The organism is Bradyrhizobium sp., from assembly GCF_016219575.1.
Taxonomy (GTDB): Bacteria; Pseudomonadota; Alphaproteobacteria; order Rhizobiales; family Xanthobacteraceae; genus Bradyrhizobium.
Genome location: NZ_JACRMG010000009.1, coordinates 730,920 through 755,930, shown reverse-complemented (window position 1 = coordinate 755,930; position 25,011 = coordinate 730,920). Strand labels below are relative to the sequence as shown.

Below are 25,011 nucleotides of genomic sequence, written 5' to 3'. Positions count from 1 at the left end.
AGCGGCCCCCATGAAAATCAACGCCATCCTGCCCGACAAAGGACGTGACCTCCGGCTCGACCTGTTTCGCGGGGTCGCCAACTGGGCGATCTATCTCGATCATATCCCCGACAACGTGGTGAACTGGATCACGACCCGGAATTACGGGTTTTCGGACGCGGCCGACCTGTTCGTTTTCATCTCCGGCTACACCGCCTCCTTCGTCTATGCGCGGATGATGCTCGACCGTGGCTTCGTCGTCGGCGCCACCCGCCTGACCAAGCGGGTCTGGCAACTCTACGTCGCCCATATCATCCTGTTCGTGATCTACATCGCCGCGATCACCTATCTCGCGCTGCGCTTCGGCGACTCCGAGATGATCAACGAGTTCAACGTGGCGGGCCTGGTTGACCAGGCCACCGAGACGCTGCGGCAAGGACTCATGCTGAAGTTCAAGCCGGTCAATCTCGACGTGCTGCCGCTCTACATCGTGCTGATGGGCCTGTTTCCGCCGGTGCTGTGGTTCATGCTGCGCCAACCCGACCTCACCATGGTGATCTCGATCGTGCTGTGGCTGGTTTCGCGCCAGATGGGCTGGAACTTCACCGCCTATCCCGCCGGGACCTGGTATTTCAATCCGCTGGCCTGGCAGGTGTTGTTCGTGTTCGGCGCCTGGTGCGCGATGGGCGGCGCCCGCAAGTCGATCGCGATCGTCAACTCGAAATACACGCTTTGGTTCTGCATTGCCTATTTGCTGTTTGCGCTGGTCATGACCATGGCCGCCAAATTCCCGGACTTCGGCGCGCTGTTGCCGGACTTTCTGTATTCGCACTTCAAGCACAACGACAAGACCTTCCTGGCGCCCTACCGATTCCTCCACTTCGTGGTCATCGTGATCATGGTGGTGCGCTTCGTGCCGAAGGACTGGCCGGGGCTGGAATGGAAGATATGGGATCCGGTCGTGGTCTGCGGCCAGCAGTCGCTCGCGGTGTTCTGCGTCGGCGTATTCCTGTCCTTCGTGGCGCACTTCCTGCTGTCGCTGAGCTCGGGCTCGATCCTGGTTCAGGTTCTCGTCAGCGTCGCCGGCATCTCGATCATGACGCTGGTCGCCTATTACATCTCCTGGTCGAAGCGGCAGGACAAGCCCCTGCCCAAGGCCCCCGCCCCGAAGGCGCCGGCAGCAACCGCCGCGTGATCGCGGGAGCCGCTCAAGTCTATCCCTCATCCTGAGTAGCGGCGCTCGCGCTGCGTCTCGAAGGATGAGGCCCGATGCGGGCCAAATGGTTCGAGACGCGCGAAGACGCGCTCCTCACCACGAGGGGCTATGGCCGGTCGCTCACGCCGCCTGCGTGCTTTGCGCCACCACGGCGCCGACGTCGGTGAAGACCTTCACCAGCGGTGCGACGACGCGGTGCATCGCATTCTTCGATATCAGCGTGTCGTGCAGCACAAGGTGGTCGATGCCCGTCGTCAGGAAGCAGATCATTGCATCCTGCGGGGTTTCCACGATCGGCTCGCCCTTGACGTTGAACGACGTGTTGATCAGCACGGGCACGCCGGTCAGCCGGTCGAATTCCTTCAAGAGGCGATAGAGCCTCGGATTGGTCGCCTCGCGCACGGTCTGCACCCGCGCGGTGCCGTCGACATGCACAATCCCGGGAATCTTGTCGCGCCACTCCGGCCGCACGGGCTTGGCAATCAGCATGAAGGGCGAGTCCTCCTCGCCTTCGAAAATGTCCTTCATCCGCTCGGCCAGCACGATCGGCGCGAACGGCCGGAACGCCTGCCGGTGCTTGACGCGGCTGTTGAGGATGTCCTTCATCTCGGCCTTGCGCGGATCGGCCAGCAGGCTGCGGTTGCCGAGCGCGCGGGGCCCGAATTCGGACGGCCCCTGGAACCAGCCGATCACCTTCTGGTCGGCCAGCAGCCTTGCGGTGTCGCGGCAGATATCGTCGCTGCGCACCGCATTGATCTGGATGCGAACCAGCGGCTTCTGCAGCGCATTGACGATCTCGTGCTCGCCATAGATACGGCCGGTATAGGCGTGCTCCATCACATGGGTGCGCGGCTGCTTCAGCACTTCGAGCCAGCCGTAATAGGCGCAGCCGATTGCGATGCCGTCGTCGCCGGCCGCGGGCTGGATCCAGACATTCTCGAAGCCGCCTTCGCGCGCGATCCGGCCGTTGGCCACGCAGTTCAGCGCCACGCCGCCGGCAATACAAAGGTTCTTCGCGCCCGTGGTTTCGCGCAGCCAGCGCGTCCGCGCCAGCAGCACGTTTTCGGTGTCGTCCTGCGCCCGCCAGGCCAGATCCTCCCAATGCCGCATCGACGGGTGCTTCTCCCAGTCGCCGGCGCCCACGAGGTAGGGCTGCCTGAATTCAGCGTTCCAGGACGGCACGCGCAATTCGCCGCCGTCCATTTCGAGCAGATGCCTGAATTGGTCGCGGCGGCCATAGGGCGCGAGCCCCATCAGTTCGCCGCACTTGTTCCAGTCGCCGAACACGTAGGTCGAGGCGCGGCTGTACAGCGCCCCGAGACCCGGCATGCTGTAGAATTCCTCGTTGAGCATGCCGCGGGACGGCTCCAGCCAGACCTTCTTCAGGCATTCGAGCTGCGTGCCGGAGAAGCGGTAGTAGCTCTCGGATTCCCGGGCGAGCGGGTTTCCCGCGTCATTCTCGGGGAGTTTTTCCATCGCATCGGCGCGGTAACTGCCGACGCCGTCGACGATCATGACCACCCCTTCCTCGAAGGGCGAGGCGGCGAAGGCGCTGTAGGCATGCGCCAGATGGTGCGAGACCGAGACGACCTTGTCGGAGGAAGAGCGGAAATACGGGTGCTGTTCGGCCTGCTCGCGCTCGGGCGGCGGCAGGAAGCCCGGCATGTCCTGATAGGTCAGGCGCTCCTCCATGTCGGGCACCGGCATGATGTAGCAATTGCGCACGACCAGATCGACGTCGGCGAGCGTGATGCCCTCGGCATCGAGGCAATAGTCGATCACCTCCTTGTAGAAGCCGGTGGCGTGCTTTTCGCGTGTCAGCCGCTCCTTGCCGATCGCAAACGCGATCTCACCGTCGCGCAGCAGGCACGCGCTGACGTCGTGGTCATAGGTGTTGAGACCAAGGACGTAAGTATGTTGTTTGGGCATTGGCACTTTCTGGAGGGAAATACTCTCGGGCTGAAGCTTACGATGACGTCGAGACTAGGGTTGCACGATGGCATTCCTCCTGCCGCCAGCTTCCGCGACGCACAGCCGTTCATCTACCGTTCATCGTCAGGCAGAATTAGGCAATGTAGATGAACGGGTTGCGAGCTTGACCTTACTCTGCCGTCTCAATAGAGTCTCTCGCGACTCCAAGAACCTTCGTCAAAAATATCATCTTGGCGCATTCGAACCGAATCCCGATCTCGCGCGTATATGGGATCGCGTCATGCGGTTTGAGGCGTTGGAAGTGACCGGGGAGATCTCGATGGCCAAACGCTACAATTTGCTGACGCGCTGCCTGGCAGCGATAGCACTGCTGTTCCTCTACGCCGTCAGTGCGTCGGCCATTCTGGTTGGCGCGACCACGACGCCGGCGCAGGCCTGGCGTGGACGCGGCTGGGGCTATCGCGGCTATGCACCGCGAGCCTATTACGCTCCGCGCGCCTACTACGCGCCCCGGGCCTATTACTACACTCCGCGCGCCTATGTCGGCCCGCGCTGCTACTGGAGCCGCCGCTGGGGCCGCACCGTCTGCCGGTGGTGATCGAATAAATCTGTTTGGTCTGACCGAACATCGGGCGCGCCGGATATCCGGTGCGCCCGATTTCATTTTGCGTTGCAGTCGCAGCGTCAGACCAGCTTCTCGTCGTCAGTCACCGGCGAGGTGATCACGAGAAAGACGAGATCGACCAATCCAGAATTCGAGATTGCGTGCTCGACGCCCGGCGGCAGGAAGATGAAATCGTGCTTGCGCACGACATGGTTCTTGCCCGCGATCTCCATCAGCCCCTCGCCTTCCAGCACGTGGTAGATCTGCTCCTGTATCAGGTGCTTGTGGCGCGCGACATGCGCCATCGGCTGGTACATCGAGATGCGGTAGTCGATGTGGCGCGAGCCCACAGTCTCCGGCATCACCAGGGGCTTGGACAGCGCGCCGCCAAAATGGTTGGGGAATTCCCGCCACGGCACTTCGGCGATGTTGCGAATGAAGGCGCCATTGTCCGAAGCCATGTTCCTGCTCCCTGTCGCGGCCTGCGCCCGGCTCAGCTGACCAGCGCGCCGCCGTCGATATAGACGATCGATCCCGTGGCAAAGCCGTTGGCCATGAAGGCGATTATCTGCCGCGCGATATCCTCGCCCTGCCCGACCCGGCCGACCGGCAGGCTTGCCGCCGTCTTTGCCAGCATGTCGCGCCGCGCCTCTTCCGGCATGGCGGCGCGGATCGGCGTGTCGATCACGCCCGGCGACACCGCATTGACCCGCACCGGGGCGAGTTCGAGCGCGAGCGCGCGCGCCAGCGATTCAAGCGCGCCGTTGGCCGCACCGACGATGGCCGAATTGGGCCGCGGCCGCACGCTGAGAAAGCCGGTGACCAGGGTCAGCGATCCGCCGGGTCGGATATCGGCCGACCGCGCCACCCGCCACGCGCCCCAGAACTTGCTTTCCATCGTGCCGCGGACGTCGTCCATCGCAACCGTCCTGAACGGCCCGGTGCGCAGTTGCGCCGCGGTGACCACGACGTGATCCACCGGCCCGCAGCGGCGAAACAGGTCCGTAACGCTGGCGTCGCTGGTGACGTCGGCGGGGATCGCGACCGCATTCAGCTTTTCGGCGACAGCGTCGAGCTTCGCCACATTGCGCGAGGCAACGATGACATCGGCGCCTTCCTGCTTCGCCATTTCCGCGGTCGCAAGCCCAATTCCCGACGAGCCGCCGACCACGACGACCTTCTTGCCCTTCAAGACCATTCTGTCCCCTCAACACAAAATCGCGAAAACAACCCCATGCAAAGTAGGATGCCCCGTTCGCACTGCCGGTCACACCGGCTGATAGCGCGTGCCGATGCCGGCCTTGCTCTGGCCCAGCCCCGGCAGCTCCCAAACTCCGGCGCCCGCCGGATTGATGTCGGCGGCGATATCGACGTCGATCAAATACGGCTTGTTGGCGGCAATGCCCTTGCGGATGGCCTCGCCGATGTCGCCGGCGCGATCGACCCGTACGCCCTCGACGCCGCAGGAGCGCGCCATCGCGGCAAAATCCGGATTGTAGCGCTGGCCGGTACGGGGATCATGGAAGTCGGTGGCAAGCTCCCGGCCGCCGAGATAGCCGCGCTGCAGGCCGCGGATCGAGGCATAGGCGTAATTGTTCCAGACCACCCAGACCACAGGCAGATTGTATTCGACCGCCGTGCCCAGCACGTTGGCGTGCATGAAAAAGGCGCCGTCGCCGCAGACCGACACGCACGGTCGATCCGGGGCTGCGAACTTCGCGCCCATCACGCCGGCCACGCCAAATCCCATCGGGCCAAAGCCCATCGAGCCGATCAGCGAGTCCGGCCGCCGCGGCTTGCAGAAGCCGAGCAGCCAGTTGTGGTGCACGCCGATGTCGCTGACGAGGATGGCGTCTTCCGGCAGCGCCTTGTCGATCTCGAGCGCGGCGCGCTGCGGATTGACCGGCGTGGAGTCGTCGGAAAAGCCCGGCGCGACGAAGCGGTCCCACTCCTTGCGGTAGACGTCGATCTGCCCCAGCCATTTTTGCCGCGCATCCGCCCTGGCCGCGAGATTGCCGCGGCGGTCGAGTTCGGCGTGGACCTGGCGCAGGAAGGTGCGCACATCGGCCATCAGTCCCAGTGCCACCGGATAATTGCGGCCGATTTCTTCGGGATCGATGTCGACGTGAATGAGCCTGGTTGGCGGAATGGTGAAGGAGTAACCCGGGATCCATGAGCTGGAGGTGCGATCGTCGAAGCGCATGCCGAGCGCGAGCAGCACATCGGCCTGGCGCGCGGCGTGATTGGCCTGGTAGTGCCCGGCACGCGCGACGAGCCCGAGCGCCAGCGGGTGGTTGCAGTCGAGCGCGCCAAGCCCCGAAGCCGACGCCGCCACCGGAATCTGCAACCGCTCCGCCAGCCGCTTCAACTCCTCGGCCGCACCGCCATAGCGCACGCCCTGGCCGACGATGATCACCGGCCGCTCGGCCGACAGCAGCATGTCCACCGCCTTGACCACGCCCTCGGGATCGGCGCCGCAGCGGCTGGAAATGTTGGCGTTCCACGCGATCGCGTCCGGCGCCTCTTCGGCGGCTGCCTCCATGAACACGTCGAAGGGCACGTCGAGCACCACCGGACCGGGACGCCCCGTCACCATGGTCTTCCAGGCCTGCCGCACCGCCAGCGGGACCATCTCGCCGCGCGTGGGCTGGAACACCTTCTTGCAGTAGGAGCGCACGGTGGAGGGAAAATCGGCCTGATAGTGCCGGTACAGTTCCTGGAAGGCGCCACGGTTGAACTGGCTGGTCGGCACGTTGCCGGTCACGGCCAGGAATGGCACGGAGTCGAGAAAGGCGTTGCCCAGCGAGATCGGGAGATTCGCCGAGCCCGGTCCGCACGAGGTGAAGGTCGCAGTCGGCCGGCCGGAGACGCGGTAGTACACGTCGGCCATGAAGCCCGCGACGCTCTCGTGGTGCACGGAAATGGTCTTGATGTCGCTCGATCGCTCGTAGAGCGCGTCGATGAACTGGATGTTGCCGTGGCCGCACAGGCCGAACACCTGCGGCACCTTCTCCTGGATCAGGTAGTCGACGATGACTTGGGCGCCGTTGAGCGCATTGCTCGGCATCGGATCACTCTCTCCCTGCGGCTCGAGGGCCGGCCACCCGCGTTCTTCCGCGCGGTGTTAAACATGGCCGGACCCTATTTCTCATAATACTATACGTCAATTGCTATTGTGGTATGGTCGAAGGAGCGCCGGCGACGCGGCCGGTCGCCATTCGGACGATGAGGCAGCCTGATTGGATGCAGGCCAGTTTGAGGCGGAGAGGACCAGAGTGAAAGCACGCACCAAGGCCAGGGTCAGCGAGAAGGCGAACGAGAAGGCCGGTGAAAAGACCGGCGGCAAACTCGCCGCGCCGCGCAAGCCGGCGATCGCGCGGCTGGTGCAGTCGAACCAGCCGACCATCGACGACGAGGCCGAGGAGCGTGCCCGCGGCGGCGTGCAGTCGCTCGGCCGCGCCTTTGCCATCCTGGAGGAGATCGCGCGGCATCGCGAAGGCATCGGACTTGCGGATCTCAGCAAGCGCGTCGGCCTGCACAACTCCACCACCTTCCATCTCGCCAAGACCATGGTGTCGCTCGGCTATATCAGGCAGGAGCGCGACACCAAGCGCTACCGCGTCGGCCGGCCGCTGTTTGCGCTCGCCGCGAGCGCGCTCGACGAGATCGAGATGGTCAATCTGGCGACGCCGATCCTGGAGGATCTTTCGCGGGAAAGCGGAGAAAGCGGCCATTTCGCCGTGCGAATGGGCGATTCCGTGGTCGTCATCGCCCGCACCAGCGGCACCGGCGCGTTTCAATTGACCGACCGGGTCGGCGTGGTCCGTCCCGCCCATTGCACCGCGCTCGGCAAGATTGTCCTGGCGTCGCTGCGACCCGATCAACTCAAGCGCTTCCTCGAACGGGTCGAGTTGAAGCCCTCGACCAAGAAATCGATCACCGACCCCTCCGTGCTGCTGCGCGAGATCGCCGAAGTCCGGCGCAGCGCGGTTGCCGTCGACGACGGCGAGTTCAATGCGGAAGTGCGCTGCGTTGCAGTTCCCGTGTTCAATTTCACCGGCGACGTGATCGGCGCGCTCGGCATCTCCGGCCCCGTGTGGCGGATGACCGACGAGATGCTGAAGACCCGCGCCAGACAGGTGCAGGCGGCGGCTACTCGCCTTTCCGCCGAATTCGGCGCCAAGGGCTAGATCTCTCCTCTCCGGCGTCGGCCGATTGCCTGCGACGCAATTTGCGTTGACAGCGGCGGCTGGGTCCGGAAATATCTTCCCATAATAGAGAAACGCCTCTCACATCGTCGCATACGCGATCTGGGCAGGACGTCGCAACGCCACGGGAGGGAGAACAGCCATGGTCAGCTACAACAGGCGTACGTTGTTGAAGGGCGGCGCCGCATTTGCCGGCGCGTCGGCTCTGGGTTTTCCGGCCATCGTCCGGGCGCAGGCTGCGAAAATCAAAATCGGGCATCTGGTGCCGCTGACCGGCTTTCTCGGCGCGATCGGCGGCTATGCCCAACTGGGCGTGAAGCTCGCCGCCGAAGAGATCAATGCGGCCGGCGGCATCATGGGCAAGCAGGTCGACCTGATGTCGGAGGACTCGGTCAACCCCGCCACAGCCGCCACCAAGGCGCAGCGCATGATCGAGCAGGATGGCGCCGCGCTGTTGTTCGGCGAAATCTCGTCGGCCTCCTCGCTCACCATCATGCAGGTCGCCGAGCGCAACAAGAAGGTGTTCTTCTCGACCGGCGCGCGCTCCGACGCGCTGCGCGGCAAGAACTGCAACCGCTACTCCTTCCACTGCGACATTCCCAACACCGTGATGGTGAACGCGGTCGGCACCGCGCTGAAGCAGCAGGGCCTGGTCAAGGGCAAGAAGTTCGTCACGCTCACGGCGGACTACATCTTCGGCCATGATCTCCTGAAGGCTGCAAAGGCCTTCTTCAGCGCCAATGATGCGACGCTGATCGGCGACGAGCTGATCGCCACCGACGTCACCGATTTCAGCCCGTACCTTCTGAAGATCCGCCAGGCCAAGCCCGATGTGGTCTGCTGCAACCTCGCCGGCAACCAGGTCACCAACCTCGTCAAGCAATATGCCGAGTTCGGCTTCCCCTACCCGCTGGTCGGCTTCAACCTCAACACCGGCGATGCCTGGGCGATGGGAGAAGGCAATCTCTCCGGCACCTGGCCGACCGTCTGGTATCACACCCTCGACAATCCGGCTTCGAAGGCCTTCGTCGCGGCCTTCACCAAGAAATACGACAAGCCGCCGGAGAACCACGCCTGGATCGACTACGTCACGCTGAAGCTGATCGCGCAGGCGATCGAGACCACCAAGTCGACCGAGACCGATGCGCTGATCGCCTATTTCGAGAAGGAAACCCAGTTCGACATCATGAAGGCGCGCAAGGGTTACTTCCGCGCCTGGGATCATCAGCTCGTGCAGGAGGCCTATCCCTTCACGGTGAAGCCGAAGGGCGAGATGAAGGACAAATGGGACATGCTGGTGCTCGGCGCCCCGGTGCCGGTGGCGAACGAGCCGCTGGAATCGATCTATCCGATGAAAGCGCAGAATCCCTGCGAAATGAAGGCTTGACGCCACTTTCCCCTTCGTTGGCGTCAGCGGCGCCGGCACCAATCAGCCGGCGCCGTCTTTTGTTTGAGGCAAAGCAGCGTCCATGCAATTCGCCTTCTTGCTGGAACAGGTGGTCAACGGCCTCGTGCTCGGAGGCTACTACCTCCTGATCGCGCTCGGGCTGTCGCTGATCTTCAGCGTCGGCGGCATCGTCAATCTCGCCCATGGCGCGTTCTACGCGCTCGGCGCCTACATCTCGGTCGAGATCACCAAGCGATTGGGCTTCGGCGGCGCGGTAGCGCTCTCACCGGTGGCGGTGGCTCTGCTCGGCATCCTCTTCGAGCGCTTCATCCTGCGCCGCTTCTACACCTCGGACCCGATCCTTAGCCTGCTCGTGACCTTCGGGCTTGCCATGGTCGCGGAGCAGGCTATCCGCATCATCTGGGGATCGCCGCCGCTGCCGGCCTCGATCCCGCCGATGTTCCGCGGCTCGGTGTTTGTCGGCGACTTCCTGTTCTCGCGCTACCGCTTGCTGATCCTCGCCGTCGTCGCGGCCATCCTGCTCGGGGTCTGGCTGCTCCTGCACAAGACCTCGTTCGGCCGCGTGGTGCGCGCGGGCATCCAGCGGCCCGACATGGTGGCTGCGCTGGGCATCCGGTTGCAGCCCTACATGACCGCGGTCGTGATGCTCGGCGTCGGCATGGCGGCGCTCGCCGGCGCCTTCTTTGCGCCGATCTCCATCGTCCATCCCGCGATGGGCTCGGAGATCATCACGGTGGCCTTCGTCGTCGTCGTGATCGGCGGCCTCGGCAGCTTCTGGGGCGTCGTGCTCGCGGCGCTGCTGGTCGGGGTGGTGCGCGGCATCACCATCCATTTCGAGCCCGCCGCGGGCGAGGCCTCGATCTACGTCCTGATGTTCCTGGTGCTGCTGGTCCGCCCGCGCGGACTACTCGGCGAGCGGATCGAGAAGTTCGAATGATCACCCCTTCGGCGCAAAAATACCGCCCGCTGCTGATCGCGGTCCTTGCCGTGATCGTGCTACCCTTTGCGCTGGCGGCGATGGGCCTTTCCCACAACACCGGCACCATGATCGTGGCGCTCGCGGTCGCCGCGATGGGGCTCAATCTCTGTATCGGCTACACCGGCCTCGTCTCTTTCGGCCATGGCACCTGGTTCGGCATCGGCGCCTATGCCGCCGGCCTGATCCAGCTCAACTGGTTTCCCGGCCAGATCTGGCTGCCGCTGGTTCTCTCCACCATCGTGGTCGCGGCGGCGTCCGCCTTCGTCGGCGCGGTGATCCTGCGCAGGCGCGGTGTCTACTTCTCGCTGCTGACGCTCGCGCTCGCCGCGCTCGCCTACACTACCGCCTTCCGCTGGACCAGCCTGACCGGCGGTGAGGACGGCCTCGGCGGCCTCAAGCGCGGCAGCATCGGCGGCGTCAGCCTCGACAATGCGCTCCATTATTACATCGTTGTCGCCATCCTGAGCCTTGGCGTTCTCTTCCTGCTGCTCCGTCTGGTGCGCTCGCCGTTCGGCCATGTCCTGATGGCGATCCGCGAGAACGAACTGCGCGCCCGCTTCCAGGGCTATCCGGTCGAGCGCTACAAGCTCGCTGTGTTCGTGATCTCGGCCGTCGTCACCGGCTTCGCGGGCGGGCTGATCGGCTTCCAGAACTATCTGGTTTCGGCGGAGGCCGTCTCCGTCCCCTTCTCCGGCGAACTGCTGGCGGTCGTCGTGATCGGCGGCATGCAGAGCATGCTGGGGCCCGCGCTGGGCGCGCTGTTCTTCATCCTGTTCCGCGAACTGCTGTCGATCTGGACACCGAACTGGCTGCTCTGGTTCGGCCTGTTGTTCGTCGCCTTCGTGCTGTATTCGCCGGGCGGCCTCGTCGGCATCTGGTCGACGCTCGCCAGGCGCTGGTGGCCGCCGCCGGAAGAAACCGCGGCCATGAGCCGGCGCAGGATCTACGAGGGCCTGCCCATGCCGGAGTTCTTGCGGCCTCGCGCCGGCGAAGGCACGGTGCTTGAGGTTATCGGCGTCTCGAAATCCTTCGGAGGCATTCGCGCCGTGCGCGACGCCAGCCTTCAGGTACGCGCAGGCGAAATCCACGCACTGATCGGTCCGAACGGCGCCGGCAAGACCACGCTGTTCAATCTCGTCTCCGGCCTCTTCGCGCCGGATGCCGGCACCATCCGCCTGCACGGCCGGGAAATCCAGGGCGTGCCGTCGGAACTGATCTGCCACCAGGGCCTCGCCCGCTCCTTCCAGATTACCAACCTGTTCAAGGGACTTTCGATCTACGAGAATCTGCGCCTGTCGCTGCAGGCGCGTGCGCCCGGCCGATTCGACATCTGGCGCGACATCGACCATTACCGCGGCGTCCACGCCGAGACCGCCGAACTCATCAAATTCCTCGGCCTGGAAGGCATCGAGAATATCGAGGGCGGCAACCTCTCCTATGGCGGACAGCGGCTGGTCGATCTCGGTATTGCACTCGGCTCGAAGCCGCAGGTCCTGCTGCTCGACGAGCCCCTGGCGGGGTTAGCCGCCGCCGAGCGAGAGCGAGTCTCGAACCTGGTCAGGAACGTCGCGCAAAACATTCCCGTGCTGATCGTCGAGCACGACATCGACCGCGTGCTCGGCTTCTCCCACGAAGTGACCGTGATGAACCAGGGCGAGATCCTGATGACCGGGTCGCCCGAGGCGGTGCGCGCCGATCGCCGGGTGCAGGAAGTCTATACTGGCACCGGAACGCCTGCCGTCGCCCACAGCCCGACGCTGTCTGCGGGCCGGGATGCCGCGCCGATCCTGCGCTTTGCCGGTGTCAACGCCTTCTACGGCAAGAGCCACATCCTGCATGACGCCACGCTCGACGTGCGCGAAGGCGAGATCGTCGCCCTGCTCGGCCGCAACGGCGCCGGCAAATCCACTTTGCTGAAGACGCTGGCAGGCCTGGTGCCGGCGGCGTCAGGCGAAATCGCATTCGCCGGCCGGGACATCACCCGCCTCGCCGCGCCCGATATCGCCCGCCTCGGCATCGGCTATGTGCCGCAGGGCCGCGGCCTGTTCGCCGGCATGACGGTGCGGGAGAACCTCGCGCTCGGCCGCCTCGCCCGCAAGACCGACGGCAGCGCTGGCGCGGTGTGGAACGAGGAGCAAATTCTCGGCTACTTCCCGCGCCTGAAGGAGCGCATGGACATTGCCGCAGACTACCTCTCCGGCGGCGAGCAGCAGATGGTGGCAGTCGCCCGCGCCATGTCGGGCAACGTCCGGCTGCTGCTGCTCGACGAGCCCTTCGAGGGCCTGGCGCCCGCCGTCATCCTCGAACTCTTCCGCGTGTTCGATCGCCTGCGGCAGCACATCTCCATCATCATCGTCGAGCACAATCTCGACCTCGTGCTGGCGCTGGCCGACCGCGTCTTTGCGCTGGAGCGCGGCGCCGTATTCCACGAGGGGGCGGCGGCGCCGCTGCTGACCGATCTCGACTACCGCAAGAAGATCCTGTGGCTGTAACTCGCGCTACCGCGCCGGCCTGGCCTGAACGACATTGTTGGCGGACAGCATCCCGAATATCCGCTCTGCCACGTCCTTCTGGCCCGCAGGCGTCCAGTGCGGGCCCCAGCTCTTGGCTTCCCTGATGTAGTCGGCACCCTCCAGCTTCACGAACGGAATCCGGTTGGCTTCGAGATATGGCACCAGTGTCTGATCGCTGGCCGTGGTCTGAATCCCGACCATGAACCTGGCACCGTTGCCTTCGACCAATTCACGAATCTTCCCGATCAGCTTTTCGGTGGGATCGGGCACCTCCACCCTGGGATGCCGCAGCCGCACATAGGCGTTGGTCGCCAGCCGCGCCAGCCAGAGATTTCGCACCAGCCAGTTGTCCCTGTAGTACAGCAGATGGGATCTCGGGACAGGCTGCCCTGCCAGCACCAGCGACCCGTCCGGCCGGGTCACGAAGTAGGGCTTTTGATAATTCTCGTAGCGGTGGCTGGTCATGTTATCCAGCCGGTCGTTGTCGGCGCAGAAGATCAGGACCACGACCGAGGGTTTGACCTTCGGCCACAATTTTTGCAGCAGCAGATATTCCTGATCGGTGCCGTAGCCGGACACGCCGGCGGCCAGGATCTTGTGGCCGGGAATTCTCGGTTTCAGCAGATCGCTGAAGCGCTCCTCGGCTTCGGAATCCAGACCCCAGACGAAGGAGTCACCGAGGAACAGGATGGTCGGCCTCGCGTCGGCCTTGAATTCCTCGTCACGCAGGCCGAGGCTGTTGTGCCTGTAATGCGTGGTGCGGAAGGTTTCCACGGTTGCCGCTGAGCCCGGCTGCGGCATCCAGCCGAGTTCCGGGTCATAGTCATAGGCCAGCGAGCGCTCGGTCAGCGTCTCGCGCAGCTCCCGGAAATCGGCGACGCGCAGCACGATTTCCAGCCCCGCCAGCGTCACCAGCGCAATAGCCAGCGAAATACCCGCCGATTTGAAGATTTCCCGGCCCCGATTGCTTCCAGCCACGCACTTCGTCTCTGCTTTTGCCCGATCATGCCGGGGGATGCCGGGATGCGGAAGCACGTCATAAGGGGGCGGTCCGGTTCCGGCAAGCGCCGCTCCGCGGGGGCGGCCGCCTCCCGGCGGGGCAAAAAAATTGCCGGCCGTTTTGAGGCGGCCGGCAGTCATGCTCTAGGGGTAGGAAAGGCTGCACTATGATCCGGATTCGCCGGGTCCGATTTGCGCCAGATCAAATTGGAGGGAAGATTCCCCGCCCGCCCTCGGGGCGATGGTGCCTTGCCCGGCCTTGGCGTAGCATTCCCTTCAGCCGACGCTGACGCCAATGCGTTGCAGTTGCGGCAACAGCCGGAAGGAGGACCGCATGTACGCCGCCATCCGCCAGGGTAAAGCCAAGACCGGCATGGCCGAAGAGCTGACGCGCCGGATCAAGGAAGGCGCCATCCCGATCATCAGCGGTGTCGAGGGCTTCATGGGCTACTACGTCGTCTATGCCCCTGACGACACCGTCACCGCGATCAGCCTGTTCAACAATTTCGCCGGTGCCGAAGAAGCCAACCGCCGGGCCCTTGCCTGGATCGAAAAGGATCTGGCGCCGCTGCTGACCGGACCTGCCACGGCGATGGCGGGCCCGGTCATCGTGCATACGCTGGCGTGAGGCAGGCCGATCTCCGTCGCGCCGCAGACCAGTGAGACGCCATGCATGTCGTGATCTGCGGCGCCGGCGTGATCGGCGCATGCACCGCGTATTTCCTCTGTCGCCGCGGCATCGACGTCAGCGTGGTGGAACGAACGGAAGTCGCCGCTGCCGCTTCCGGCAAGGCCGGCGGCTTTCTGGCACTCGACTGGTGCGCCGGCACAGCGCTCGATGCGCTGGCGCGGCGGAGTTTTGAGCTTCACGCTGCCCTGCCAAGGGAAGTGGGAGCGGATTGGAGCTACCGCCGCATGAATGCCTATGGCGGCGTGGTCCTCGGCGAGCATTCGCCGCACCGCCATGTGCCTTCCGAGCTCGGCTGGCTCTCCGACGGGGTCGTCATCGCCTCTCGGCTCGGCACACCCAAAACCACCGCGATCGTGCCGCCGCGCAGCTTCACCGCGGCCATGCTGAAGGCTGCGCAAGGTCTCGGCGCGAGGCTGCATGCGGGACGCGTCGCCGGCCTCGTTCGCGACGCAGATGGGACTGCTGTGACGGGTGTAACGGTCGACGACGGCACCATCGAGTCCGATGCCGTCGTCATCGCGATGGGACCGTGGTCGGTGCTGGCGGCGCAATGGATGGCGCTGCCCGCTGTCTACGGCCTGCAAAGCCCGAGCCTTGTCTACGACACCGGCACGGATGTCCCGGCCGACGCGCTGTTTCTCGAATATCAGAACGAGGGGCATGAGGCCGTATCGATCGAAGTCTTCCCCCGCGGCGACGGTACCACGCACATCACCGCCTTCTCCGACCAGTCGCCGCTTCCAACCGACCCGGCCGCCATCGCACCGGACCCGCGCGCCATCGAACGCCTGCAGGCGATCGCCGGGCGGCTGTCGCCCGCCTTCCGCCCCGAGCGGATCTCAGCCCGGCAGTCCTGCTTCCGTCCGGTCACCGAGGACGGCCTGCCCCTGATCGGCCCGGTCCCAGGAGCCGCGGGCGCTTACGTCGCCACCGGCCACAGCGTCTGGGGAATCCTCAATGCACCGGCCACCGGCGAGGCCCTGGCCGAACTGATCGCCGGCGGCCGGACGCACAGCATCGATCTTGCGCCTTTCGATCCGGGCCGGTTGCAGGCGCTCGATCCTCGCCGGCTTCGGTAGGAAACTAACGGCGCCGATGACTTCCCGGTTTCGCGCGGCCCCTCGCTCCGGCTGCCTTGTCCGGCGACAACATCTTCCTGAGGGAGGCTTCGAGCTTGCGAAGGCTGTTCGGCTTGCACATGGCCTTCTGCCAGGGATCGCCCTTCATCCGGACGCGCCTTGCCATCGAGCACAAATTATAGCGCGCCGGACTGCAGGCCCCCGTCAATTCGCGCCAGTCTACCGGCGCCGAAACCGTCGCCTTGGCGAACGCCCGCAGCGAATACGGGGCGACGGTGGTCTGGCCAAAGCCATTGCGGGCGCAGTCGAGATAGATCTTCTTCCTGCGGCCGCTGAGCCTTGGAGAGGTCGTCGTCAACCTCGGCATGCGGCGGTTGACGATTTCGGCAACCAGCCTTGCGACCGACCTGACCTCGTCGAAATCGTAGATGGGCCGCAGCGGAACGTAGACGTGGATTCCCCGCTTGCCGGAGGTCTTGACCAGGCTGGTCCCGCCTGCGGCGGCAATGACCTTGCGCGTTTCCCGTGCGACGGCCGCGACCTCTGCGAAAGAATTTCCGCCCAGGTCGAGATCGATCACCATGTAGCCGGGGCAATGAAGCTTCCTCACCTGCGAGCCCCATGTGTGCATTTCGATGCACCCGAGGTTCGCCAGATACAGCAGCGTCGCCTTGTTGTTGCAGACGATGTAGTGCACGTCCCGTCCGGTGCTCCGGGCCCGGATCCTGACCGTCTTGACGTATGACGGCAGATGGATCGAAGCGACGTTCTTCTGAAAGAAGCTCGCGCCCTTGATGCCGTTCGGATGGCGCACCAGCACCATCGGGCGCCCTCTCAGATAGGGCAGGATGAGGCTCGACATCCGATCGTAATAGCGAACGACGTCTCCCTTGGTGAAGCCCTCCTTCGGCCAGAAGACCTTGTCGAGATTCTTCAGTTCGACCGGGCTCATGCCAGCGCCCTCCTTTCCCGGACCACGCTCCGTGCGGGCTTGTCGGTCCTCAGGCCGACAAAGGCGGGGTGCCGCATTTGCCCGTCGGCAGTCCACTCCGTGAATTTGACCTCGCATACCAGGCGCGGACGGACCCAAATTGTCGAGCGTTCGCCGGGAACGCTGGCGTCGATCGGCTTACGCGCCGAGCGCAGCCGCGCGAGCTTGGCATGGATCGACTTGAGGCTGTCGCGATCGAACCCTGTCCCGGCGCGCCCGACATACTTCCACTTGCCGGCCTGCCGCACGGCAAGCACCAGCGCGCCGAAATATTGCCGGGAGCGTTGCGGCCGCGTGTATCCGACGATCACGACCTCCTGACGCAGCCCGGTCTTGATCTTCAGCCACTCCCGCGTGCGCCTGCCGGATGCGTATGGCCCTTCGGCGCGTTTGGCCATGATGCCTTCGTAGCCGCGCCGCCTGGCATTGCGAAAGGCGGCCTTGCCGGTTCGCCTGACGTGCCTGCTGTAGCGGACCATCCTGCCCGGCCTGAGCAACGACTTCAGCTGGCGTTTGCGCTCGACGAGCGGGAGTCGCCGCAAATCCTTGCCGTTCAGGAACAGCAGATCGAAGACATAATAAACCAGGCGCGTTCGCGTGTTGGCGGCATTTTGCAGCAACTGAAACCGCGACCGGCCGCGTTTGTCGAGTGCGACGAGTTCGCCGTCGATGGCGGCATGGCGTGCGCGCCTGAGCCTTGTGAGTGCCGCAGCAATTCGCGGATAATCCCGCGTGACGTCCTTGCCCCGGCGCGACAGCAGGCTCACCTTCCCGTCGTCAATCCGGGCAATGATCCGGTAGCCGTCCCACTTGGTTTCAAATATCCAGTCGGGATCGTCGAACGGCGCGTCGATCAGCGTCGCCAGCATCGGGCTGAGCGCGGCCTTTGAAATCCGCTGCCTGGCCTTTTTCCCGGTCATCGCCGATGTGCCTTTCGGCGTGCGCCGGACGGCGCTGCGTCGGCCAGCCTGCGATGCGTCCTGACCGATCGATCATCCCGCGTGACGTCTCGCAGTGTCGCGTATTGGTCGCTCGACTTGATCAGGAGCCACCGCCGCGGCGTAGCCAGCCTTACCAGTGCAAACCCGCCTTTGAGCTTGTGCCCGCGCAGGACGATCTTCAGCGCCCCCTTGCGCAACTGCCGGCGTACGGCCTCTTCCCCGCTCGCCTCCGCGCAGCGGTAAGTCCCTCTGTCCCACACGATGACTTCGCCGGCACCGTAATTGCCTTCCGGAATCCTGCCCTCGAAGGTCCGATATGCGAGGGGGTGATCCTCGACCCGCATCGCGAGCCGCTTTTGTTTCGGGTCGAGCGAAGGCCCCTTCGGGACCGCCCAGCTTTTCAGGACGCCGTCCAGCTCGAGGCGAAAATCATAGTGAAGGTGCGACGCCCGGTGCTTCTGCACCACGAAGGCAAGGCGCGCGTGGTGCCGGCCGCTGCGCCTGGTCTTGGTCTTGGGCTTGGTCTTGGAACCGGGCTTCGGCTCCGGCGACCGCTGAAAATTGCGCTTGCTTTGGTAGCGGTTCAGGCTGGAAGCATGCCGTACAATTCTGCGCCGGTTGCCGTGCATGCCTGCCCTCCGCCCCAACCGCGCCTATTCCTCGAACGCCGGCGGTTCCGAGCCTGGCCTGTCGGGCGGAGTTCGCTCGACCGGTTCGTTTTCGCCCAGGGGAGCTTCACGTTCGACGTCGACATCTTCGCTCTCGACGAGGCCCGGCGCTTCATCGGTCTGTTCGGAAGGCGGGGTTCGCCGCTTCGAGGGCGGGCCTGGTGCGAAGAACTTGTCTGAACCGGAGTGTTGCATGCCAGATCAGTCTCCCGAGATCGAGGATGCCCGCGGCCGGCGGGTCAAGCCCGCAGAGCGACCTTACCGGGTCCGGGACTGCCTGCGGAGCGAAGCGGAGCAAACTCCTCCGCCGTGAGTGTTTCGTGTGCGATCAGGAGGGCAACCCCTGCGTCGAGATCTGCCTTGCGCTTTTCGAGAATCTGCCGCGCCGTGGCATCGCCCTCCTCGACCAGCCGTCGAACGGCAAGATCGATTTCCCGCGCGGTGGCTTCCGCCGCGCTGACCGCGAGGTCTTGTGAGGCGGACAGGAAAGTCTGAGGCCGCGGCGCATAGGTGCGCTGCCCCACTACGGAATCCATGCCATGCTTGGTAACCATCTCGACGGCGATTTCCGTCGCACGCTGCAGGTCGTCTGCGGCGCCGGTCGACACATCGCCGTCGTAGATCAGCCGTTCGGAGGCGCGGCCTCCCATCAACACCGCTATCCGGTTCTTCAGGTCGTTCGTCGAAAGCAGGAAGCGGTCCTCGGTGGGGCGCTGCATGGTATAGCCGAGCGCGCCGACACCGCGCGGCACGATGGATACTTTCTGCACGGGATCGACGCCGGACAGGCTGGCGGCAACCAGCGCGTGGCCCATTTCGTGATAGGCGACCCGGCGCCGCTCGTCCGTGCCAAGCACCCTGCTCTTCTTTTCGATGCCGGCCACGATCCGCTCGATCGCGACCGTGAAGTCGTCGAACGTAACATTTTCGCCGTTCCGTCGCGTGGCGGCGATCGCCGCTTCATTGATCAGGTTGGCGATGTCGGCACCGGTGAAGCCGGTGGTCAGCCCCGCGATCTTGTCCAGATCGACGTCCTTGCCGAGCTGGACCTTCCGCACATGCACCTTGAGAATGGCAACGCGGCCGCCCTTGTCCGGACGATCCACCAGCACCTGGCGGTCGAACCGTCCCGCCCGCAGCAGCGCGGGATCGAGAATTTCGGGCCGGTTGGTGGCCGCGAGCAGGATGACGCCGACCCGGGGATCAAAGCCGTCAAGCTCGGCGAGCAGCTGGTTGAGGGTCTGTTCCTTCTCGTCGTAACCGCCGAATGCACCGGGAACGCGGCTGCGGCCGAGCGCATCGAGCTCGTCGATGAAGATGATGCAGGGCGCGGCACTGCGCGCCTGCTCGAACAGGTCGCGCACACGCGCAGCGCCGACGCCTACGAACATCTCCACGAATTCCGAGCCGGAAATCGAGAAGAACGGCACCCCGGCTTCGCCGGCAACGGCGCGCGCAAGCAGGGTCTTGCCCGTGCCGGGAGGTCCCACCAGCAGGATGCCCTTGGGAACGTGCGCCCCAAGCCGCCCATAGCTGCTTGGATCCTTGAGGAATGAAACGACCTCCTGCAATTCAAACTTGGCCTCGTCGACACCGGCGACGTCCGCAAAACTGACCTTGGTCTCCTTCTCGGCGTAGACCTTGGCGCGCGACTTGCCGATCGACATCAGGCCGCCTACGCCCCCCTCGCGCCGGCTCAGCCACAGCCACACCAGGAAGAACATCAGGATCGGAAATATCCAGCCGAGGATGCTCTGCAGCAGGCCGCCTGCCGGCACGCCGGTCACGACGACATTCTTCCTTGCCAGCTTTTCGGCAAGCGCGGGATCGACACGCGCCGTGATGAATGCGGATTTCCCGCTCGGCAGCTTGTCCCTGACCTTGCCCTGGATCGTATCCGCACCGATCGTGACCTCGGTGACACTGCCTTCGGCGACCAGGCTTTCGAACTGGCTGTAGGGAATGGTGTCGACCTGGGTGAATGGTATGAACATCCATTCGAGCACCAGCGTGCCAATGACAGCGGCGGCCATCAGGCCAAGCGCGATCTTTTGCATCCGCGACGGTTGATCGGGCCTCATGCTGTTATCGGGCGGTGCCATGGCGAGACTTGAAGATCGAGCGGGCCGGCCGTGATGGCTGCTCGCTTATCTATTCTTTCTGCTTAACGATTATCCGCTGCCACCCCGGGGCCGCTTGAGCTGCATCAAGGCTCCCGACCCGCCCCTCGCGCCCCTCGCGGCCCAATTCGGCGTTTCGGTGTGTGTCGCTACTTTGCCTCACGCTGCAAATACCTCTCGATAACAGTCACTTATTGTCCGAGATCGTTCCCAGAGCCGCAAATTCCCGCTGCAAGTGGTTGCTCCGGCTCAGCAAATATCCGCGATCTTCGTCAGTGTGACGTTCACTGCCGCTCCGCCAAGATGCGACGTCTCGATCCAGAGCCGGCCGCCATACAGGGTTGCAAGGTCATAGGCGATGGCCAGGCCCAATCCCGTGCCCGGCTTGTCCTCGTCGACCCGCATCCCGACGCCGAACACGGCTTCGCGGTGTTCGGCCGGAATTCCCGGTCCGTCGTCCTCGACGGCGATTTGCACAACGTCCCCGAAATCGATCAGCGTCACCGCAACATGCGCGCGCGACCATTTGCCGGCATTGTCGACCAGGTTTCCGATCATCTCGGTCAGGTCGTTGGGGTCGCATGCAACGACAAGGTCCGACGGTCCGTCGAAGGTGAAGCGCTTGGTGCCGTTGCCGTGTAACCGGGCGCAGGCGCCGATCACGTCGCGGATGATCTTCGCAGGGTCCGACGACGCTCCGGTGTTTGCCACTGCGGAGGCGCGGGCGCGCGCCGTCTGGTAATCGATGAGAAGGGTCAGGCGCGAACACTGCTCGAACAGCACATCCGCCGTCCCGGCATGGCCCCGCCGCCTCAGCTCCCTGGCTTCCTCGGTCAGGATTGCAAGCGGCATCTTCAGCGCGTGGGCGAAGTTACCGGCGAGCACGCGGGCGCGCTCCACCATGCTCTGGTTTGCGGAGATCACCGCGTTCAACTCCATGACCAGGGGCATGACCTCCGCCGGCAGGTCGACGGGAAGCTGTTGCGTCCGGCCGGAGCGGACCGCGGCGACCGCGTGGCGGATGCGCGTCAACGGCTGCAGGCCGTAGGCGATCTGGATATAGGCGGCGGCAAAGAGTCCGAGTCCGATGATGCCGAGCGATGCGGTCAGCGACAAATGGAATCGGGCCATCTCCTCGTCGATCAATCGCTCGTCGGCGCCGACCCGGACCTCGACCGGCTCGTTCAGCTGATGCAGATGAACAAGCTTCGTCATCAATCGCATCGAGCCGGTCGGTCCTTCGACAATGGCCGGCTGCGAAACCGCCGAACTCGGGCCATCGGGGAGGAACAGTGATTCCTGCAGGGAAGCCGAACGCAGCGTCGCGCCGCTTTGCTGCTGGACCTGCCAGTAGAAACCGGATCGCGCAGGGCGGAACCGCGCGTCACTGATCTCCCGCAGGACGACAGGCGCGCGCTGCTCGTCGATATCGACGAGACCCGCGATCTCGTCCGTGTGATCCCTCAAATCGTGATCGAGCTGGGAAATGACGACGCCGCGCATCATCGAGGCAAGAATCAACCCGGTGATGCACTGTCCGACAACGATCCAGAGTGCGGCCCCGACAATCAAGCGGGTGCGGAAATTCCGGCGCAACATTGGTCTATCCGATGCGGTATCCCATCCCCCTGGCCGTTCGGATGATCCCCCGGCCAAGCTTCTTTCGTAGCCGCGCGATATGGACTTCGACTGCGTTGGTGTCCCTCGTCTCTTCGACGGAGTAGATGTGGTCCCGCAGCTCGCTCTGGGACACGAAGCGCTCGGTGCGATGCATGAGGTATTCGAGGATGCGCAACTCGAGCGCGGTGAGGTCGACGCTGCGGCCGGCTTTCCTCGCCACGCCGGTCGTCGTGTCGAGTTCGAGTTCGCCGCACCGGATGGTGGGGTCGGCCATGCCCGACGATCTCCGCAGCAAGGCCCGGAGACGCGCCACGAGTTCCTGGGTCTGAAACGGCTTTTCAAGGTAGTCGTCGGCGCCCGCGTTCAGCCCATTGACCCGCTCGACCCAGCCGCTGCGCCCGGTCAGGATCAGGACGGGGAGACGGCTTCCCGCGTGCCGCCATCGCTTCAGGATATCGAGGCCCGAAAGCGCCGGCAGGCCGAGATCGAGGATCGCGGCGTCATAGGCCTGGGTATCGCCCAGGATCCAACCCTTGTTTCCATCGGCCGCATGGTCGGTAACGAATCCGGCCTCGGTCAGGTTTGCCCTGATCCGTTGCGCGAATACGGCCTCATCTTCCACCAAAAGAATCCGAATGGTAATCACCCCGTTGCGTTGCCAATAGCTGCAAGAAAATTCCCAAGAATCCTGCTTCCCGATCATGCCCTCATGGCTTGAGCCCCAGCTGCCTGGCGGCATCGACGATCTGCGTGCGTTCAGGCCCATCTTCGGAAAACACAGAAAGCGCCCGCCTGAGCGATTTGTCGGCGAGCTCCGCCTCGCCAAGAACGACGCGCGAGCGCACCAGCTTGATCCAGCCCTCGGCGTCACGCGGCTGTTGCTCCAGCCGGCTTGCAAGCCCCTCGACCATGCCCCGGATCATGGCTGCCCGATCCTGAGGCGCCATGTTCCCGGCGTTGCGGACGTCTTCGGGACCGGGCTCGCGGCGGGGCGCTTCGGCCGCACGCTGCTTCGATTTCTCGGACTGCAGGAACTCGCGCAGAGCGTCTGCCGATAGGTCCGGTCTTGTCGGCAAAGAGCCGGTGTTTGCGCCTGCCAGCTCGCGCTGCAGCTCGGCCACGCGTTCCCTCAGGTCGGGAAGCCAGGGTTCCGCCGCATCCGATTCCGCGAGCAGCTTGCTCCAGTCAGCGAGTGCAGCCTGCCTGTCGCCGGCCTGCTCTTTCGCAAGACCGATGAAGAAGCGGGCGCGCGCATCCTTCGGATCAAGCTTCACCGCTTCGTCAAAATCCTTCCTCGCCGGGGCAGTCACGGTCCCATCCGCGCCCCTGACAAGCGCCTCGCCGCGAGCGCTTCGGTACTCGGCGGAGTCGGGACGCAGCTCGACCGCCCTGGAATAGGCATTCGCGGCGTCGGTGAAACGCTCGATGCTGAAATAGGCCCAGCCCAGCATGCGCCAGCCGTCGGCATCCTGTGCGCTGCGCTGCAGTCGTGCCTCCACCCGCTGTATCATTTCATCGACCGAGGCGAGCCCCGCCTGGGGCTGAGCCGCGGCTCGCGAGGCCAGCGCTTCGACGGCCGTCGATCCCTGCGGCTGTGCCGCCGCCTCCGCCGAACGCCGCGGGGCCGGCGGTTGCTCGAGCCGCACCTGCGCCGGCAACGTCGACGGCAACTCCGGGCTTCCGACAATCGCATACAAGAGGATCGATCCGAAGATCACGATGGATGTCACCACCGTCAGCGCAAACTTCCGCTCTGCCTGGCTAAGAGGCGACCTCCCCGGCTCGTCTGCCCGGCCAACGGCAAGAATCTTGCGCTTGATCTCCAGACCCGCCGCTTCGGCCTGCGCGGGATCGATGACGCCCAGTGCGACGTCACTCTCGACCTGCCGCAGTTGATCGCGATAGACGGCGAGATTCCCGGCAGATTCCAGCCGCACCCGCTCGAACCTGCGAATGAACGGCGTTGCAACCAGCACCGCTGCAACGGCGATCATCGATGTGAAGACAAGCCAGAGCATCATGCGGAGCTCCCATCCTCAAGGATCGCCTGGACGCGCTCCAGATCCTTGTCGCTCAACTGCGGCGAGGATTCTGCGCCGGCAAACCTGGCCGCAGATGCCCGGACATAGCGACCGAATCCGAGGCATGCGATCAACAACATGAGAAGCGGCCCGATCCAGAGCAGCAACGTGTTCCATTGGAGCGGCGGTCTCAGCAGCACGAAGTTGCCATAGCGCGCCACGATGAAATCGACCGCCTGCCGATCGCTGTCGCCGGTCGACAGTCTCTCGCGGAGCAGAACGCGCAGGTCGCGGGCGAGCGGCGCATTGGAATCATCGATGCTTTGATTCTGGCACACGACGCAGCGCAGTTCCTGGCTGAGCGCGCGAGCGCGTGCTTCGAGTGCCGCATCCTGCAACATCTCGTCGGGCAGCACCGCGCTGCAGGGCACCGTCGCTACGACGAGCCATCCCATGGCGATACCGAACAGTGTTGCCAGCCGGCCTTTGTGCATTCGCATCATGGCTCGCCCCGCAAACTCTTCAACAAGGGCTCGAACAACTCGCGCCACACTTCCTCCGTGAGAGGACCGGGATAGCGGTAACGGATCCGGCCGGAGCGATCGATCACGAACGTCTCGGGGACACCGGTCACTCCGAGGTCGATCCCGGTCCGCCCGGACTCATCCAGCCCGACGCGGGCATACGGGCTCTTGTTCGCTGCAAGCCAGCGGATACCGTCGGTGCGCCTGTCCTTCCAGTTCAGCCCATAGATCGGAAGCTCGTTAGCCGCCGCGAGCCTCATGAGCACCGGATGTTCGGCGCGGCAGCCGGCACACCATGAGGCGAACACGTTGAGCAGCGTCACGCGCCCCCTGAGGTCCGCGCTTGAAAGCCCTTCGCGCGCGCCGTCGAGCGCGCCGAGGCTGAAGGCCGGCGTCGGCCGATCGATCAATGTCGACGGCAGCGAGCGATGATCGAGGCCGAGGCTGAAAGCGAGTCCGGCGATGAGCGGAACGAAGGCTGCCATCGGCAAGAGATATTGAAGGCGCGGCATGTCGCG

22 protein-coding genes are annotated in these 25,011 nt (G+C 64.7%); 8 read left to right on the top strand and 14 right to left on the bottom strand.

Annotated features, from left to right (window positions below):
- Nucleotides 1-10: 10 nt before the first annotated feature.
- Nucleotides 11-1,174 carry an OpgC domain-containing protein gene (locus HZB49_RS08635; RefSeq protein WP_291610134.1) on the top strand — a complete coding sequence of 388 codons (1,164 nt, stop codon included), beginning with the start codon at nt 11-13 and terminating at the stop codon, nt 1,172-1,174.
- Between the two features lie 141 nt (nt 1,175-1,315).
- Here HZB49_RS08635 and HZB49_RS08630 read toward each other — a convergent pair whose 3' ends face one another.
- Nucleotides 1,316-3,124: a carbamoyltransferase C-terminal domain-containing protein gene (locus HZB49_RS08630; protein WP_291610132.1), complete on the bottom strand. Its 1,809-nt coding sequence runs from the start codon at nt 3,122-3,124 to the stop codon at nt 1,316-1,318.
- A 322-nt stretch (nt 3,125-3,446) separates the two neighbouring features.
- Here HZB49_RS08630 and HZB49_RS08625 point away from each other — a divergent pair, with 322 nt between their 5' ends.
- The gene (locus tag HZB49_RS08625; protein WP_291610130.1) at nt 3,447-3,725 is read left to right on the top strand and encodes a hypothetical protein; all 279 of its coding nucleotides are present in this window, start codon (nt 3,447-3,449) and stop codon (nt 3,723-3,725) included.
- Between the two features lie 86 nt (nt 3,726-3,811).
- Here the strand turns inward: HZB49_RS08625 and HZB49_RS08620 are convergent, their stop codons facing one another.
- The 3 genes from HZB49_RS08620 to HZB49_RS08610 form a co-directional block, all read right to left on the bottom strand.
- Entirely contained in the window at nt 3,812-4,192 is a 381-nt protein-coding gene (locus HZB49_RS08620; RefSeq protein WP_291610128.1) for a cupin domain-containing protein, read from the bottom strand.
- Nucleotides 4,193-4,224: 32 nt separating this feature from the next.
- Nucleotides 4,225-4,929 (bottom strand): SDR family oxidoreductase, encoded by a 705-nt coding sequence (locus tag HZB49_RS08615; protein WP_291610126.1) that lies wholly within the window; start codon nt 4,927-4,929, stop codon nt 4,225-4,227.
- 69 nt (nt 4,930-4,998) lie between these two features.
- Nucleotides 4,999-6,798 carry a thiamine pyrophosphate-binding protein gene (locus tag HZB49_RS08610; RefSeq protein WP_291610124.1) on the bottom strand — a complete coding sequence of 600 codons (1,800 nt, stop codon included), beginning with the start codon at nt 6,796-6,798 and terminating at the stop codon, nt 4,999-5,001.
- A 208-nt stretch (nt 6,799-7,006) separates the two neighbouring features.
- On the opposite strand from HZB49_RS08610, the gene HZB49_RS08605 reads away from it, so the two are divergent.
- The 4 genes from HZB49_RS08605 (at nt 7,007) to HZB49_RS08590 (ending at nt 12,818) form a co-directional block, all read left to right on the top strand.
- Nucleotides 7,007-7,921 (top strand): IclR family transcriptional regulator, encoded by a 915-nt coding sequence (locus HZB49_RS08605; protein WP_291610122.1) that lies wholly within the window; start codon nt 7,007-7,009, stop codon nt 7,919-7,921.
- Nucleotides 7,922-8,081: 160 nt separating this feature from the next.
- Entirely contained in the window at nt 8,082-9,326 is a 1,245-nt protein-coding gene (locus HZB49_RS08600; RefSeq protein ID WP_291610119.1) for an ABC transporter substrate-binding protein, read from the top strand.
- An 82-nt stretch (nt 9,327-9,408) separates the two neighbouring features.
- Nucleotides 9,409-10,284 carry a branched-chain amino acid ABC transporter permease gene (locus HZB49_RS08595; protein ID WP_291610117.1) on the top strand — a complete coding sequence of 292 codons (876 nt, stop codon included), beginning with the start codon at nt 9,409-9,411 and terminating at the stop codon, nt 10,282-10,284.
- A complete protein-coding gene (locus HZB49_RS08590; RefSeq protein ID WP_291610115.1) occupies nt 10,281-12,818 on the top strand; it encodes a branched-chain amino acid ABC transporter ATP-binding protein/permease in 2,538 nt (845 codons plus the stop codon). Before HZB49_RS08595 ends, HZB49_RS08590 begins: the two co-directional genes overlap by 4 nt.
- Before the next feature lie 6 nt (nt 12,819-12,824).
- Here the strand turns inward: HZB49_RS08590 and HZB49_RS08585 are convergent, their stop codons facing one another.
- Nucleotides 12,825-13,817: an SGNH/GDSL hydrolase family protein gene (locus HZB49_RS08585; protein ID WP_291610113.1), complete on the bottom strand. Its 993-nt coding sequence runs from the start codon at nt 13,815-13,817 to the stop codon at nt 12,825-12,827.
- Between the two features lie 355 nt (nt 13,818-14,172).
- Here HZB49_RS08585 and HZB49_RS08580 point away from each other — a divergent pair, with 355 nt between their 5' ends.
- Nucleotides 14,173-14,466: an antibiotic biosynthesis monooxygenase gene (locus HZB49_RS08580; RefSeq protein WP_291610111.1), complete on the top strand. Its 294-nt coding sequence runs from the start codon at nt 14,173-14,175 to the stop codon at nt 14,464-14,466.
- Between the two features lie 41 nt (nt 14,467-14,507).
- Nucleotides 14,508-15,608, top strand: a complete 1,101-nt coding sequence (locus tag HZB49_RS08575; protein ID WP_291610109.1) for an FAD-dependent oxidoreductase — start codon at nt 14,508-14,510, stop codon at nt 15,606-15,608.
- Nucleotides 15,609-15,612: 4 nt separating this feature from the next.
- On the opposite strand, the gene ligD (HZB49_RS08570) is transcribed toward HZB49_RS08575, so the two are convergent.
- From ligD (HZB49_RS08570) to HZB49_RS08530, 9 genes are all read right to left on the bottom strand, one after another.
- Nucleotides 15,613-16,560, bottom strand: coding sequence for a non-homologous end-joining DNA ligase (ligD, locus tag HZB49_RS08570; RefSeq protein ID WP_291610107.1), 948 nt, complete (start codon nt 16,558-16,560; stop codon nt 15,613-15,615).
- Entirely contained in the window at nt 16,557-17,519 is a 963-nt protein-coding gene (ligD, locus tag HZB49_RS08565; protein WP_291610105.1) for a non-homologous end-joining DNA ligase, read from the bottom strand. Before ligD (HZB49_RS08565) ends, ligD (HZB49_RS08570) begins: the two co-directional genes overlap by 4 nt.
- Complete coding sequence (locus HZB49_RS08560) at nt 17,516-18,169, bottom strand: DNA polymerase ligase N-terminal domain-containing protein (RefSeq protein ID WP_291610103.1); 654 nt, start codon at nt 18,167-18,169, stop codon at nt 17,516-17,518. The genes ligD (HZB49_RS08565) and HZB49_RS08560 overlap by 4 nt, the downstream gene beginning before the upstream one ends.
- A gap of 278 nt (nt 18,170-18,447) precedes the next feature.
- Nucleotides 18,448-20,289: an ATP-dependent zinc metalloprotease FtsH gene (gene ftsH / locus HZB49_RS08555; protein ID WP_291610101.1), complete on the bottom strand. Its 1,842-nt coding sequence runs from the start codon at nt 20,287-20,289 to the stop codon at nt 18,448-18,450.
- Nucleotides 20,290-20,577: 288 nt separating this feature from the next.
- Entirely contained in the window at nt 20,578-21,927 is a 1,350-nt protein-coding gene (locus tag HZB49_RS08550) for a HAMP domain-containing sensor histidine kinase (RefSeq protein WP_291610099.1), read from the bottom strand.
- A gap of 4 nt (nt 21,928-21,931) precedes the next feature.
- The gene (locus tag HZB49_RS08545) at nt 21,932-22,651 is read right to left on the bottom strand and encodes a response regulator transcription factor (protein ID WP_291610097.1); all 720 of its coding nucleotides are present in this window, start codon (nt 22,649-22,651) and stop codon (nt 21,932-21,934) included.
- A 4-nt stretch (nt 22,652-22,655) separates the two neighbouring features.
- Nucleotides 22,656-23,969: a c-type cytochrome biogenesis protein CcmI gene (ccmI, locus tag HZB49_RS08540; RefSeq protein ID WP_291610095.1), complete on the bottom strand. Its 1,314-nt coding sequence runs from the start codon at nt 23,967-23,969 to the stop codon at nt 22,656-22,658.
- Nucleotides 23,966-24,424, bottom strand: a complete 459-nt coding sequence (locus HZB49_RS08535) for a cytochrome c-type biogenesis protein (RefSeq protein WP_291611154.1) — start codon at nt 24,422-24,424, stop codon at nt 23,966-23,968. Before HZB49_RS08535 ends, ccmI begins: the two co-directional genes overlap by 4 nt.
- Nucleotides 24,425-24,468: 44 nt before the next feature.
- The gene (locus HZB49_RS08530) at nt 24,469-25,005 is read right to left on the bottom strand and encodes a DsbE family thiol:disulfide interchange protein (RefSeq protein WP_291610093.1); all 537 of its coding nucleotides are present in this window, start codon (nt 25,003-25,005) and stop codon (nt 24,469-24,471) included.
- Nucleotides 25,006-25,011 lie beyond the last annotated feature (6 nt).